This window comes from Clostridium sp. HCS.1 (assembly GCF_047900555.1).
In the GTDB taxonomy this organism is placed as follows: Bacteria; Bacillota; Clostridia; order Clostridiales; family Clostridiaceae; genus Clostridium.
The window spans coordinates 947,925-961,580 of the sequence record NZ_CP170704.1; the positions used below are offsets into that span (position 1 = coordinate 947,925).

Sequence of the window (13,656 nt, forward strand, 5' to 3'; positions counted from 1 at the left end):
TATATGAATGGAAGGAAAAAAGCCGCAGCCTTAAAATATGAAGAAAATATAGTAGCACCTATTGTAACTGCTAGTGGTATGGGTTATATAGCAGATAAAATAATAGAAAAAGCAGAAGAAAATGATGTCCCAATAGTGTATAATAAGGAATTGACAGAGTTGCTTTGTAATGTTGATATTGGAGAAAATATACCAACAGACCTTTATGAAGCAGTAGCACATATAATTGCTTATGTAACAGATTTAGATAGAATAGTAGAAAGGTGAGTAGATTAAATGGCTTTATACGCTATTTCAGATCTTCATCTTGCTTTTACAACAGATAAACCAATGGACATATTTGGAGAGAAATGGATTAAGCATGATGAAAAGATCAAGGAAAACTGGATTAGTAAAATAAAAGAAGAAGATACTGTTCTTATAGCAGGAGATATATCTTGGTCTATGAAGTCTAGTGATAGTAAAGCAGATTTAGATTGGATAAATGATTTACCAGGAAAAAAAATAATATCAAAGGGAAATCATGATTATTGGTGGAGCGGAATTTCCAAGCTAAATAGTATGTATGATAATACTAAATTTCTTCAAAATAATTTTTATACATATGAAGATTATGCTATTTGTGGATCTAGAGGATGGATACTAGAAGGTAGCGATAGATTTACAGAAAAAGATAGAAAGATATTTAATAGAGAAATAATTAGGCTTAGATTATCTTTAGATAAGGCAAAAGAAGCAGGATTTGAAAAATTCATAGTAATGATTCATTATCCTCCTATTAATGAAAAAATAGAAGCTTCAGCCTTTACTGAAATATTTAAGGAATATGGTGTAGAAAAAGTGATTTATGGACATCTTCATGGTCCAGCTTTAGGATCTGCATTTAATGGAGAATATGAAGGGGTAAATTATATTATTACATCCTGTGATTACTTAAATTTTGATCCAATAAGAATATTATAATATTATTGTAAGAATAAAATATAAATTAAGTTTGCATCTAAATATAAGGTGCAAACTTAATTTTTTTGCATTTATGAAAATTGACACTAAAAAACTAGGTGATTACACTAAAATTAATAAATAATTTTTATATAAGTTGGATTGGAGGGGATTTTATGGCACTACATGATTGGAATAAAGATGGAAAAAAGGACATCAAAGACGACTTCATTGAGTACTCAATATATAATAATATTACTAAAGATAGTAATAATAATTACCCCAAAGCACCAATAAAGAAAGGAATATCAACATTTGGGGCTATTCTAAGTACTATTTTAGGGCTTGTGCTTATAGCTGTAATATTTACCATATTTGATGTAAATATTGATAATGTACCTACATTCCTAATTTTTATTTTTTGGATTATAAATTCATCTGTTTTATCAGTAATTTGTGAGATTCTTGGAATATAAATATTAATTAAAGGAACTGTTTTTTTAACAGTTCCTTTATGATTGCTAAAAAATTCACAAAACAACGAAAAAATTTATCGAGAGTTATTGACAATCAATTTCAATTAACTATAATTGTAAATAGAAAGAACATATAGGGGGAAGATGTATGACAATATTCAATATGAAGGTAGGTCAAACTGGAACTGTAAGAGATATAGAAGGAGACCCTAAATTAGCTAAAAGACTTAAGGCACTGGGGTGTGTAAAGGGGACACAAGTAAAGGTCAAATTAATAGCACCATTAGGTGATCCGATATTAATATCATTTAGAGGTTTTGATTTAGCTATTAGAAAAAATGATGCAAAAAACATATATTTAAATGTTTAAGGAGTGGGAATATGATAAATGTAGCATTAGTAGGTAACCCTAATACAGGAAAAACCACAGTATTTAATGCATTAACTGGATCAAAGCAATATGTTGGAAATTGGCCAGGAGTAACTATAGACAAAAAGTACGGATTTATAAATAAAGATATAAAAGTTGTAGATTTACCTGGCATTTATGCAATGGACACATATTCAAATGAAGAAAAAGTATCAAGATCATATTTAGAAAATGAAGAAGTTGATTTAATAATAAATGTAGTAGACGCTACAAACTTAGAAAGAAACTTATATCTTACAACACAATTAATGCAATTTAATAAACCTATTTTAGTACTATTAAATATGATGGATATAGCTACTAAAAGAGGTCTTAACATAGATACAGAAATTCTAGGAAAAAAACTAGGAGTATCAATTTTAGCAATATCAGCTAAAAATAAAAAAGGATTAGAGAATATAGTAGAAGACATAGATAAATCAATAAAAATTGCTCCAAATTATAATATGAATTTCAATGATGAGAATGAAGCTTATTCTTATATAGCTAATTTAATAAAAGAAGCTTCTAAAGGTGATGGAAAAACAAATTACATAGGAGAAAAAATAGATAAGGTAGTATTAAACCCAATATTGGCATATCCAGTATTTTTAATTGCACTTTTTATAATATTTAAATTCACCTTCAATTGGTTCGGACAACCTCTAGCAGATGCTTTAGATGCTTTTGTGGCAGATACCTTTACACCAATTGTGGAAGGTTTAGTTGTAAATTCATCACCATGGTTTAAATCTCTAATAGTTGATGGAATAGTAGCTGGAGTTGGAGGAGTTATAGTTTTCTTCCCAATAGTATTTTCACTTTTCATAGGAATATCATTCCTTGAAGATTGTGGATATATGTCAAGAATAGCCTTCCTTATGGATAGGATAATGAGAAGAATCGGTTTATCTGGTAAGGCATTTATCCCAATGATAATGGGATTTGGATGTTCAGCACCAGCAATAATGGCAACTAGAACTTTAGAAAGTGAAAAAGATAGAAAGATGACAGCATTATTAGCACCACTTGTAACTTGTGGGGCTAGATTACCAGTGTATGCTTTATTTGCCTCAATATTTTTCGTATCCAATCAAGAACTTGTAGTAATGGGACTTTATCTATTAGGAATTGTTGTAGCTATTTTAGTTGGATTATTATTTAAAAATACATTATTTAAAAAAGATGAACAACCATTTATATTGGAACTTCCAGAATATAAATTACCAAGCTTTAAGAATATAATTATTAATGCTTGGGATAAATCTAAAGGATTTATAATAAGAGCAGGAACACTAATATTTGCAGTATCAATAGTAGTTTGGTTCTTAACATATTTCAATATGAATGGATTTACAGAAGAAATAAATACTAGTTTCTTAGCAAAATTCGGAGGACTTTTATCACCTATATTTAAGCCATTAGGTTTTGGTGGCTGGGAAGCGGGAGTATCAATCCTTACTGGCCTTGCAGCAAAGGAAGTAATAATTGGAACAATGGAAATAGTATATGGAGATTTAGCAGTAGTTTTACCAACTATGTTTACTTCAATAACAGCCTTAAGTTTTCTAGTATTTGTTTCATTATATACACCATGCTTTGCAGTAATAAGCGTTATGAAGAAAGAATATGGAAGCAAGATGATGTATATATCAGTTATATACCAATTTGTACTAGCTTGGGTTGTTGCATACTTATTTAAGTTCATAGCAACTCTAGTAACTGGTGGTATGACTCTTTCATATACAATACAATTTTTAATATTCTTAGCAATACTATCCTTAGGAATATTACTTTTAGTTAAGTATTTTAATAAGGAAGGGGCTAAAGAAGCAGTACAGCAATAAATTAATTTTAATTAGGAATTCTTTTAAAACTCAGCATTAGCTGAGTTTTTTATTTATATAAAAAAGCTTTATAACTATACACATATATGTTGTAAACCTATATGACTGTGTTTTAGAAAAATGTTGTTAATATATTAAAGGCATAAAAGTATAAGATAACTTAATTTTTTCCATATAATAACTTTATTGATTATAAAGATGTTTATATATGGAAATATCTTTATGCTAAGTTGTATGAAGAAACATTAATTTGTAAGTTTGAAAATCCTTTATTCTAATATATGAAGATTCTTTTAAGAAGTTTTTGAATAAATTTATTTGGTTTAAAGTAAAAGTTTTATATTTATTACTAAAATCAAGAATGTGCCAATTTAAATAATTTTCTAGATATTTAGTTGCAACTCCCCTAAATCTAAATAGCCATCTTCTTATATTTAATGAAAAACTATGAATAAACAAGCAATTTTTAGGCAAAGAAGAGTTTAAATTTTCTATATCTTTTCTATATACATTATTCTTATCAGAAAGATCATTTGACTCTAATTCCTTAATAATAAGAGATAGTCTTTTATCTTTAGCAGGTAGAAGTTTTGAGTTATGTCTTTTAGTATATATATCAAAATATCTATCATTGTAAGATGATAAAATAGCATTTTCATCAATATTATAAGAAAAGTTACTGCTTATAGAATTAAGAGAAATACTATATCTACTAATAACCTTTGATAATAAAGTTTTATTACTATCCATTGCACAAGCTATAAAAACTTTTCCTCTTCTATAATTTTCAGCATTTCTATCACCTTTAAAATTTTCTAACATCATAACTTTACTTACTTCTACATAATTTTTTAAAATATTATAGTAATTTTTATTTTGAGTAATTAGTATTTTATGACGCCAGAAAAAAGAGGTTGCTAAATTTATATTAAGAATAGCAGAGCATTCTCTAAGGGATTTTCCATTATTTAATAAAATAAAATATTTAATCCATAGATCAGCAGATTTTTTTGAATAACTAAATAATGTTTTAGTTTTTGGAGAAAAAGTTTTTTTACAGTTATAATTTGAACATTTATATCTTTGAAGCCCATTATATTTACCAAACTTTATAATTTTTTTGCAGCTACAATGAGGACAACATAAAATTTCTCGATTCTTTAAAAGGTCAATAACTGCTAATTTGCTGTTGTATTTATTTACTATATTTAATTTTTCTTCTACTGGATTACTATCAAGTTCTTGTAATTCATTAAAATACATAAGTAGAGTCCTTTCAATAAAAAATTGATATATTTCTTTTGAATTTTTGACAACAGTAAATTATTTTATTCAATTATATAGTGAATAACAACATTTTTCTAAAACAGATACTTATAGTTTGAGAGATATGAGTAGGTAAGTTAAATATAAGAATAAAAATAGTTTTAATATATGGATATATAAATTTTAAATAATAAGAATTAAATAATAGACATATATAGTTAAATTTTTTGTTAATAATTTAATTAATTTAATTTAATGTATTGAAATGGATTATCAATTAATGTATACTATCACTATCATTTATCATATGAAAATTAATATCAATAGAAAATAGGCTGGGGGAAACAATTATGATGATTAATAAAAGGCTTATAAGTTTATGTAGTGAATCAAAAAAATACATAGGACTTACCATACTTGCAAATTGGATAGCAATCATATGTAATATTGTAACTATTATACTGATTGGAGGATTTGTTAATAAGATTTACATAGGTGGACTAAGTCAGATAACTATGGAATCTATCTTAAAACCAGGAATAATAATTTTATTACTTTTAATTACAAGATTTATTTCTAATATATTATATGCTAAGTTTTCTAATTTAGCTTCATCAGAAGCGAGAACTACTTTAAGGGAGCTTGTATATAAGAAATTACTTAAATTAGGAACGGGATATAGTGGAGTTGAAAGTACATCTTCAATAGTTCAAGTAATGGTAGAAGGTGTCGAACAATTGGAAATATACTTCGGAAAATATTTACCACAATTCTTTTATTCTTTATTAGTACCAGTTACTTTGTTTGTTTTTATGAGCTTTATATCATTTAAGGCAGCCTTAGTATTTATACTTTGTGTACCTCTTATTCCAATATCCATAATTGCAATAATGAAAATTGCTAAAAGAATCTTAAAGGATTATTGGAAGAGCTATTCAGATTTAGGTGGAAGCTTTTTAGAAAATCTTCAAGGACTTACAACTTTAAAAGTTTTTGATATGGACGAAGAAAGACATGAAAAAATGAATGTAGAAGCAGAGAAGTTTAGAAAAATAACTATGAAGGTTCTAAGCATGCAGTTAAATTCTATTACAATCATGGATTTAGTTGCTTTTGGTGGAGCAGCAGCAGGAACAATAGTAGCCTTAATGCAATTTAAGAACGGAGAGCTATTACCAGGAAGCCTACTTATAATAATACTTTTATCTTCAGAATTCTTTATACCTTTAAGGCTTCTAGGTTCTTACTTCCATATAGCAATGAATGGAATAGCAGCTTCAGATAGAATATTTGGTATTTTAGATGCTGAAGAAAGAGAAAAAGATGTTGATAATAAAGTAAAAGAAATTAAAGAAGATATAAATGTAAGACTTAAGGATGTTACTTTTAGTTACGATGGAGATAGAAATGTATTAAAGAATATTAATATGGATATTACACCACAGGGAATAGTAGCAATAGTAGGGGAAAGTGGTTCAGGTAAAAGTACTGTAGCTTCAGTAATTTTAAATAACTATAAAGTTAATAAGGGACAGGTTTTATTAAATTCTTTTGATATTGAAAAGATTGACACTAATCTTATTTATGAAAATATAGGATTGATTTCAACAAATAGTTATATCTTTAATGGAAGTATATTAGACAATCTTTTAGTAGGAAAAAATGATGCTACAGAAGAAGAAATAGAAAAAGCCTTAAAGACAGCAAGATTATATGAGTTTGTAGAAGGACTTAAGGATAAGCTAAACACTAATGTTGGTGAAGGTGGTAGTGCTTTATCTGGTGGACAAAAACAAAGATTAGCTTTAGCTAGGGCAATACTTGCAGATAGAAAGATGATAATATTTGATGAAGCTACTTCAAATATTGATGTTGAAAGTGAAGAAGCTATTTGGGAAGCAATATATGATCTTTCTAAGGATAAAACTATATTAGTAATATCTCATAGATTAGCTAATGTTAAAGAAGCTAAAAAAATATATGTTATGAATAAGGGAGAACTTGTAGAAGAAGGAACTCATAATGAGTTAATGAATCTTAAGGGATATTATAATAACATGGTAAATAAGCAAAATGAATTAGAAGAAATTAGGGAGGTTTGTTAATATGAAAAGAAGATCAGGCTTCCAAATAATGAAGAGATTAATAGTGGAATTAAAGCCACTTGCACCTATAATGTTAATTACAATTTTTATGGGAGTATTAGGTTTTTTAGCTGCCATTTCAATAGCAGCCTTTGGAGCAATTGCATTAGGAACTTATATTGATGATATAACATTTATAACTTTTAAAGGTGCTTTAATAGTAATGGTTGTATCGGCAGTATTAAGAGGATTTTTAAGATATGGCGAACAGTTATCAGGGCATTATATAGCTTTTAAGATTTTATATATCTTAAGAGATAAGATATTTACTGTTTTAAGAAAACTTGCACCAGCGAAATTAGAGGGTAAGGAAAAAGGAAATTTAATTGCTTTAATTACATCAGATATTGAACTGTTAGAAGTATTTTATGCTCATACAATAGCACCAATATCTATAGCAATTATTACAAATAGTATAATATCAATAATATTATACTTAATTAATCCAGCCTTTGGGGTTATAGCTGCAGCCTTCTTCATAGTAGTAGGTTTCGTAATCCCTTATGTATCTTCAAGCTTTGCAAAAGAAGCGGGAGTAAACTATAGAAATATCTTCGGGGAAAGTAATAACTATGTTTTAGATTCATTAAGAGGATTAAAAGAAGTATTATTATACAAAAATGGAGAAGAAAGATTAAATAATATCAATAAGAATTCCATTAGACTTAATAAGAGTTTAGATAAGATAAAGGAACATGAAGGAATTATTAGAGCTACAACTGATATTACAATAATGATAGCAATTTTAACATTTGTCCTATTAGGAATGAGTAAATTTTTATCAGGAGAAATTACTTTTACAGCTGCTATAGTTGCCATAGTAGTAGTGGCATCTTCCTTTGGGCCAGTAGTTGCTTTAAGTAATCTTTCAAATACATTATTACAAACCTTTGCTTGTGCAGAAAGAATATTTGAATTAATAGATGAAGTTCCACATGTAGAAGAGGTAGTAGGTAAAAATAATATAGTTTGCAATGAGATAGCTTATAATGATGTAACCTTCACTTATCCAACAAGAAAAGAAAAAATATTTAAGAATACAAGCTTAAATATTAAAAAAGGCGAAAAAATAGCCTTAATAGGAGAAAGTGGAATAGGTAAGAGTACATTTATTAAGCTAATAATGAGATTTTGGGATGTTAATTCAGGGGATATTAAATTAGACAATATAGATATTAAAGACGTAAATACAAAATCATTAAGAAATTCACAAAGACTAGTAAGCCAAGAAACTTATTTATTTAATGAATCAATAAGAGATAATATAAAGATAGGTAATAAGGATGCAAGTGAAGAAGATGTTATAGAAGCATCTAAAAAGGCATCTATTCATGACTTTATATTAACACTTCCTAAGGGATATGATACTAAAGTTGGGGAACTTGGTGGAAATCTTTCTTCTGGGGAGAAGCAAAGAATTGGACTGGCTAGAGCATTTTTAAAGGATAGTGATGTTCTTATTTTAGATGAACCTACAAGTAATTTAGATGCTTTAAATGAAGGGGAAATATTAAAGTCAATAAATGAAAATTGTAAGGATAAAACTATAATTCTTATTTCACATAGAAAATCTACAACTGCAATATGTGATAAAGTTTATAAATTAGAAAATAAGAAAATAGTATAAGAAGATAAGGAGGATGAAAATCCTCTTTATTTAGAAAATTTAATGATAATGATTATCAAAATCTGGGGAGGTTTTTATATGTCTAAAATAGATAGGGAAAAAAGAACTATTGAACTTATGATAAGGATTTATTGTAAGAAAAAGCATAAGAATAAGGACAAGGAGTTATGTGAAGAGTGTACTGAACTATTAGAGTATGCTCATAAAAGACTAAGCTTTTGCAAGTTTGGAGAGGAAAAAACAACTTGTGGAAAGTGTCCAATACATTGCTATAAAAAAGACATGAGAGAAAAAATTAAGAAGGTTATGAGGTTTTCTGGACCAAGATTACTTATATATAATCCAATAGAGTTATTTAGACATATGACTTATTAATACTAGAAATGATTTCAATAATATGTGGAGAAAATTAGCAAAATAATTTTGAATAAAAAGGAGATTTAAAATGAAATCTATAAAAAAATATTTGTATATAACAATAGGTCTTATTTCAGTAATTTTAGGAGCAATAGGTGTTATACTTCCTATATTACCAACTACTCCATTCTTACTTTTAGCTTCATATTGTTTTGCAAGAGGATCTGAAAGATTTAATAATTGGTTTATTAATACAAAGCTATATAAGAAGCATTTAGATTCTTTTGTGAAGGAAAGAGCAATGACACTAAAAGAAAAGGTGTGTATTCTAGCCTTTGCAGATTTTATGCTTATGTTTCCATTAATTTTGATAGATAGCCTATTTATGAAGGCAGTTATAATAGTAGTTATATTATTTAAGTTCTATTACTTTATATTTAGAATTAAAACAATAAAAAAAGATGAAAAAATAATAAGAAGACTTGAAGAAGAGCAATTATTAAATAAATAATCTTTTGTGACTTTGTTACATTCAAAATATTATTGTTGGAATATACTTATATCATAAAAAAGAATTTATGAATCGGGGGAATTAAAATGAATAATATAAAAGTATATACAACAAACACATGTCCATGGTGTACAAAGGTAAAAAATTACTTAACAAGTAAGAATGTTAATTATGAAGAAGTAAACGTAGGATTAAATAGAGCTGCAGCTATAGAAATGGTAAATAAAAGTGGTCAAATGGGAGTACCAGTTATAGATATCAATGGTAGTATAGTAGTTGGATTTGATAAGATTAGAATAGATTCATTGTTAAATTTATAATTGATTTTATCAAAATTATTTAATAAGTTGAATAAAATAAGAAGTAAAGCTACAATTATAGTAGCTTTATTTTTTTTTGTTTATAAGGGGGAAAAATGGATTTAAAAGATGAATTATTAAAATACTATCCTTTTTTAATGGATTTAGATAGTGAAGTTTTAGACATTATATTAAAGAGAGTTTTAGTAAGTAATTATGAAGTAGGGGAAAATGTATTTAGTAATAAAGTTAGCTGCATAGGATTTTCATTTATTTTAGAAGGACGACTTAGAATATATAAAATAGGTGATGATGGAAAAGAAGTAACTCTTTATAGAATAGGAAAAGGAGATAGTTGCTTTAATACAGTTTTATGTGCACTAACTGATTCAGATGAAGTTTCTTTTGCAGATGTTGAAGAAAATGCAGTTATAGCGATTTTGCCAATGGACTTATTTAAAAGATATTTAATAAATAATAATAGTTTTTTAAAGTACATGTTTAGAAATTTATATAATAAATTTGAAAATGTAGTAGAAGGCTTTGAAAAAGTAACTTTTACTAGTATTGAAAATAGAATTATAGACTATTTTAATTTAAAACTTCTAGATAATCATGGTGCTAAAATTATATATACAACTCATGAAAAAATAGCAGCTGATATTGGCTCATCAAGAGAAGTAGTAAGTAGAAGCTTAAAAGGACTTGAAAAAAGAGGAGTCTTAGAACTTGGAAGAGGTAAAATAAAAATAAAAAACTGGATTTATTAATTTAGCTTGACAAATCCGTAACAATATCTTAAAATTTGAATATAGTGATATTATTGATATTAAAATAACAATCTAAGAAAAATTGGAAATAAATTAATGGGGTGGTATTGTGGATAACAATTATAAGCAATATGAGGATGTTGCAGAATTTTTGAAGGTTTTGGCCCATCCAGTAAGACTTTGTATAGTGAGAAATCTTTTAGAAAAGGGAAGTTGTAATGTGACTAATATGCATAATTGCTTAGGAATGCCTCAATCAACCATTTCTCAACACTTACAAAAGCTTAAGAGCATAGGAATTATTAAGGGTGAAAGAAACGGCTTAGAAATAGTATATGAAGTTGTAGATAAAAGAGTTGAAAAGATAATACAGGCCTTATTAGATAAAGAATAAAATAAAAAAACACTCCTTTTCGGAGTATTTTTTATCACATATATATCTATAAATTATAATATAGTAATATATTGATAGATGATAATTAATAAATAAATAAATGCCAGGAGGATTAATAATGAAACAAAAAGTATTGATAGTTGGAGGAGTTGCTGCTGGTGCTTCAGCTGCAGCTAGGCTTAGAAGGTTAAGAGAAGATATAGATATAGTAATCTTTGAAAGAGGAGAATATATTTCCTTTGCAAACTGTGGATTACCTTATTATGTAGGGGATGTAATCCAAGATAGAGAAGCACTTTTACTTCAAACACCTGAAAAAATGAAGGATAGATTTAATATAGATGTAAGAATAAATAGTGAAGTAATAGAAGTAAATCCCCAAAATAAATCAGTAAAAGTAAAAAATAAAAATAGTATATACGATGAAAGCTATGATTATTTAGTATTAGCACCTGGTGCAAAACCAATATCACCAAATTTACCAGGAATAGATAGTAATAAAATATTTACTGTTAGAAATGTTTCAGATATAGATAAGATAAAATCATATGTAGATCAAAACACTACAAAATCAGCAGTGGTTATAGGTGGTGGATTTATAGGTATTGAAATGGCAGAAAATTTAAAGGAAAAAGATATTAATGTAACTTTAATCGAAGCTGCTCCACACATTTTAGCACCTTTTGATTCAGATTTTTCTAATATAATTGAAAAAGAGTTAAATGACAATGAAGTAAGTATTATTTTAAATAATAAAGTTGTAGCTTTTTCAGAAGAAGGAAATTCAATAAATGTAGTTTTAGATGATAAAAGAGTTATTAAAGTTGATATGGTTATTTCAGCTATAGGGGTAATGCCTGACACAAGATTTATAAAGGATACTGGAATAAAACTTGGTGAAAGAGGACATATAGTAGTAAATGATCATATGGAAACTAGTATAGAAGGAATATATGCAGGAGGAGATGCTGTAGTTGTTAAAGACTATGTAAATGGGAAAGAAACATTTATTCCCCTTGCAGGACCAGCTAATAAGCATGGAAGAATTATTGCAGATAATATTGCAGGTCTAGATAGTGTTTACAAAGGAACTCTTGGAACTTCAATAATTAAAGTATTTGATATGGCAGCTGCTTCAACAGGTAATAATGAAAGAACCTTAAATAGATATGGAATAGAATATGATAAAGTTTATTTACATCCTATGAGCCATGCAGGATATTATCCTAATGCAATTCCACTAACTATTAAAGTTATTTACGATAAAGAAGGAAAAATATTAGGAGCACAAGTATTAGGATACGAAGGCGTAGACAAATTTATAGATGTAATTGCTACTTCTATAAAGTTTGGTGGAAGAATGGAAGATTTAGCAGAATTAGATTTAGCTTATGCACCACCATTTTTATCAGCAAAATCACCAGCAAATATGGCTGGATTTATGGCAGAAAACCAAAGACAAGGCTTAGTTAAGTTGATAAACATAGATGAATTAAATAATTTTGATAGTAATAAACAAATATTATTAGATGTTAGAGATAAGGAAGAAGTGGAACTTGGAAATATAAAGAATTCTATAAATATACCACTTAATGATTTAAGAAGTAATTTAGATAAGTTAGATAAAAATAAAGAAATATTAGTATATTGTGCTGTTGGTCTTAGAGGATATATTGCATCAAGATTATTAACATCCCATGGATTTAATGTTAGAAACTTAAATGGTGGATACAAAACTTATTCAAACTTTGATTATAAAGCGAAGACTATAGAGTTTAATGAAAGAGAAGAAGATTTAGTAATGCAAGAAGTTGCTTTAGATAAAGTTAGAGAATTAAATGCAACAGGCCTTTCATGTCCAGGACCATTAATGCAAGTTAAAATGACAATGGACACTATGTTTGATGGAGAAGTATTAAAAGTTAAAGCTTCAGATCCAGGATTCTATAGAGATATACAAGCATGGGCAGACAAAACAAATAATAGATTAGTAAATATAGAAAAAAATAAAGGTATAATTGAAGCTACACTTATGAAGTGTTCAAATCAATTATTAAATGAAAATGAATTACAAAATAAAATATCTAAAGATCTTGGAAAGGGAGCAACCTTAGCACCAGTTAAAGATGGCCAAACTATGGTAGTATTTAGTGGTGATTTAGATAAAGCTATAGCATCATTTATTATTGCAAATGGAGCAGCTACTATGGGTAAACATGTTACAATGTTCTTTACCTTCTGGGGATTAAATGTACTTAGAAAACCAGAAAAAGTTAAAACCCCTAAGAATATAATAGAAAAAGCCTTTGGAATGATGATGCCAAGAGGAAGCAAGAAGTTAGGCCTTTCAAGAATGAATATGGGTGGCATGGGTGCTAAAATGATTAGAGGTGTCATGAAGAATAAAAATATTCAATCTTTAGAAGAGCTTATTGAAGCGGCTATTGCAAGTGGAGTAGAAATAGTAGCCTGCACAATGTCAATGGATGTAATGGGAATTAAAAAAGAAGAATTAATAGATGGAATAACTTATGCTGGCGTTGGATATTACCTAGGTCAAGCAGATGATTCAAATATAAACCTATTTATCTAAGCAATAGATAATAGGGAAGAG

At 27.6% G+C, this 13,656-nt stretch carries 14 protein-coding genes; 13 read left to right on the forward strand and 1 reads right to left on the reverse strand.

From position 1 onward, the window contains the following. Positions 1 to 3: 3 nt before the first annotated feature. From ACFYH6_RS04415 to feoB, 5 genes are all read left to right on the forward strand, one after another. Entirely contained in the window at positions 4 to 267 is a 264-nt protein-coding gene (locus ACFYH6_RS04415; RefSeq protein WP_316343122.1) for an EscU/YscU/HrcU family type III secretion system export apparatus switch protein, read from the forward strand. A 9-nt stretch (positions 268 to 276) separates the two neighbouring features. Continuing rightward, on the forward strand, positions 277 to 963 hold the full coding sequence (locus tag ACFYH6_RS04420; RefSeq protein WP_416179630.1) for a metallophosphoesterase: 687 nt from the start codon (positions 277 to 279) through the stop codon (positions 961 to 963). Positions 964 to 1,118: 155 nt separating this feature from the next. Continuing rightward, positions 1,119 to 1,418 carry a hypothetical protein gene (locus ACFYH6_RS04425; RefSeq protein WP_416179629.1) on the forward strand — a complete coding sequence of 100 codons (300 nt, stop codon included), beginning with the start codon at positions 1,119 to 1,121 and terminating at the stop codon, positions 1,416 to 1,418. Positions 1,419 to 1,566: 148 nt separating this feature from the next. After that, positions 1,567 to 1,788 carry a ferrous iron transport protein A gene (locus ACFYH6_RS04430; RefSeq protein WP_316343119.1) on the forward strand — a complete coding sequence of 74 codons (222 nt, stop codon included), beginning with the start codon at positions 1,567 to 1,569 and terminating at the stop codon, positions 1,786 to 1,788. A gap of 11 nt (positions 1,789 to 1,799) precedes the next feature. Beyond that, positions 1,800 to 3,674, forward strand: a complete 1,875-nt coding sequence (gene feoB / locus ACFYH6_RS04435) for a ferrous iron transport protein B (protein WP_416179628.1) — start codon at positions 1,800 to 1,802, stop codon at positions 3,672 to 3,674. A gap of 225 nt (positions 3,675 to 3,899) precedes the next feature. On the opposite strand, the gene ACFYH6_RS04440 is transcribed toward feoB, so the two are convergent. Beyond that, entirely contained in the window at positions 3,900 to 4,937 is a 1,038-nt protein-coding gene (locus ACFYH6_RS04440) for a transposase-like zinc-binding domain-containing protein (protein ID WP_316343117.1), read from the reverse strand. Positions 4,938 to 5,290: 353 nt separating this feature from the next. On the opposite strand from ACFYH6_RS04440, the gene ACFYH6_RS04445 reads away from it, so the two are divergent. The 8 genes from ACFYH6_RS04445 (at position 5,291) to ACFYH6_RS04480 (ending at position 13,635) form a co-directional block, all read left to right on the forward strand. Continuing rightward, positions 5,291 to 7,045, forward strand: coding sequence for an ABC transporter ATP-binding protein/permease (locus ACFYH6_RS04445; protein ID WP_416179627.1), 1,755 nt, complete (start codon positions 5,291 to 5,293; stop codon positions 7,043 to 7,045). A gap of 1 nt (position 7,046) precedes the next feature. After that, positions 7,047 to 8,711: a thiol reductant ABC exporter subunit CydC gene (gene cydC, locus ACFYH6_RS04450; RefSeq protein ID WP_416179626.1), complete on the forward strand. Its 1,665-nt coding sequence runs from the start codon at positions 7,047 to 7,049 to the stop codon at positions 8,709 to 8,711. Between the two features lie 78 nt (positions 8,712 to 8,789). Continuing rightward, entirely contained in the window at positions 8,790 to 9,086 is a 297-nt protein-coding gene (locus tag ACFYH6_RS04455; protein ID WP_416179625.1) for a nitrous oxide-stimulated promoter family protein, read from the forward strand. Between the two features lie 70 nt (positions 9,087 to 9,156). Beyond that, the gene (locus ACFYH6_RS04460; protein ID WP_316344220.1) at positions 9,157 to 9,579 is read left to right on the forward strand and encodes a YbaN family protein; all 423 of its coding nucleotides are present in this window, start codon (positions 9,157 to 9,159) and stop codon (positions 9,577 to 9,579) included. Between the two features lie 86 nt (positions 9,580 to 9,665). Continuing rightward, positions 9,666 to 9,899, forward strand: a complete 234-nt coding sequence (locus tag ACFYH6_RS04465; RefSeq protein WP_316344221.1) for a glutaredoxin family protein — start codon at positions 9,666 to 9,668, stop codon at positions 9,897 to 9,899. 95 nt (positions 9,900 to 9,994) lie between these two features. After that, positions 9,995 to 10,648 carry a Crp/Fnr family transcriptional regulator gene (locus ACFYH6_RS04470; RefSeq protein ID WP_316344222.1) on the forward strand — a complete coding sequence of 218 codons (654 nt, stop codon included), beginning with the start codon at positions 9,995 to 9,997 and terminating at the stop codon, positions 10,646 to 10,648. A 109-nt stretch (positions 10,649 to 10,757) separates the two neighbouring features. Beyond that, positions 10,758 to 11,042 carry a metalloregulator ArsR/SmtB family transcription factor gene (locus ACFYH6_RS04475; RefSeq protein ID WP_316344223.1) on the forward strand — a complete coding sequence of 95 codons (285 nt, stop codon included), beginning with the start codon at positions 10,758 to 10,760 and terminating at the stop codon, positions 11,040 to 11,042. A 118-nt stretch (positions 11,043 to 11,160) separates the two neighbouring features. Next, on the forward strand, positions 11,161 to 13,635 hold the full coding sequence (locus ACFYH6_RS04480; RefSeq protein ID WP_316344224.1) for a DsrE/DsrF/DrsH-like family protein: 2,475 nt from the start codon (positions 11,161 to 11,163) through the stop codon (positions 13,633 to 13,635). Positions 13,636 to 13,656: the final 21 nt, after the last annotated feature.

What these genes read in the sequence shown, in the direction of transcription:
- ACFYH6_RS04415 (WP_316343122.1), top strand. Translation starts at nt 4, where the DNA reads ATGAATGGAAGGAAAAAAGCCGCAGCCTTAAAATATGAAGAAAATATA.
- ACFYH6_RS04420 (WP_416179630.1), top strand. Translation starts at nt 277, where the DNA reads ATGGCTTTATACGCTATTTCAGATCTTCATCTTGCTTTTACAACAGAT.
- ACFYH6_RS04425 (WP_416179629.1), top strand. Translation starts at nt 1,119, where the DNA reads ATGGCACTACATGATTGGAATAAAGATGGAAAAAAGGACATCAAAGAC.
- ACFYH6_RS04430 (WP_316343119.1), top strand. Translation starts at nt 1,567, where the DNA reads ATGACAATATTCAATATGAAGGTAGGTCAAACTGGAACTGTAAGAGAT.
- feoB (WP_416179628.1), top strand. Translation starts at nt 1,800, where the DNA reads ATGATAAATGTAGCATTAGTAGGTAACCCTAATACAGGAAAAACCACA.
- ACFYH6_RS04440 (WP_316343117.1), bottom strand. Translation starts at nt 4,937, where the DNA reads ATGTATTTTAATGAATTACAAGAACTTGATAGTAATCCAGTAGAAGAA.
- ACFYH6_RS04445 (WP_416179627.1), top strand. Translation starts at nt 5,291, where the DNA reads ATGATGATTAATAAAAGGCTTATAAGTTTATGTAGTGAATCAAAAAAA.
- cydC (WP_416179626.1), top strand. Translation starts at nt 7,047, where the DNA reads ATGAAAAGAAGATCAGGCTTCCAAATAATGAAGAGATTAATAGTGGAA.
- ACFYH6_RS04455 (WP_416179625.1), top strand. Translation starts at nt 8,790, where the DNA reads ATGTCTAAAATAGATAGGGAAAAAAGAACTATTGAACTTATGATAAGG.
- ACFYH6_RS04460 (WP_316344220.1), top strand. Translation starts at nt 9,157, where the DNA reads ATGAAATCTATAAAAAAATATTTGTATATAACAATAGGTCTTATTTCA.
- ACFYH6_RS04465 (WP_316344221.1), top strand. Translation starts at nt 9,666, where the DNA reads ATGAATAATATAAAAGTATATACAACAAACACATGTCCATGGTGTACA.
- ACFYH6_RS04470 (WP_316344222.1), top strand. Translation starts at nt 9,995, where the DNA reads ATGGATTTAAAAGATGAATTATTAAAATACTATCCTTTTTTAATGGAT.
- ACFYH6_RS04480 (WP_316344224.1), top strand. Translation starts at nt 11,161, where the DNA reads ATGAAACAAAAAGTATTGATAGTTGGAGGAGTTGCTGCTGGTGCTTCA.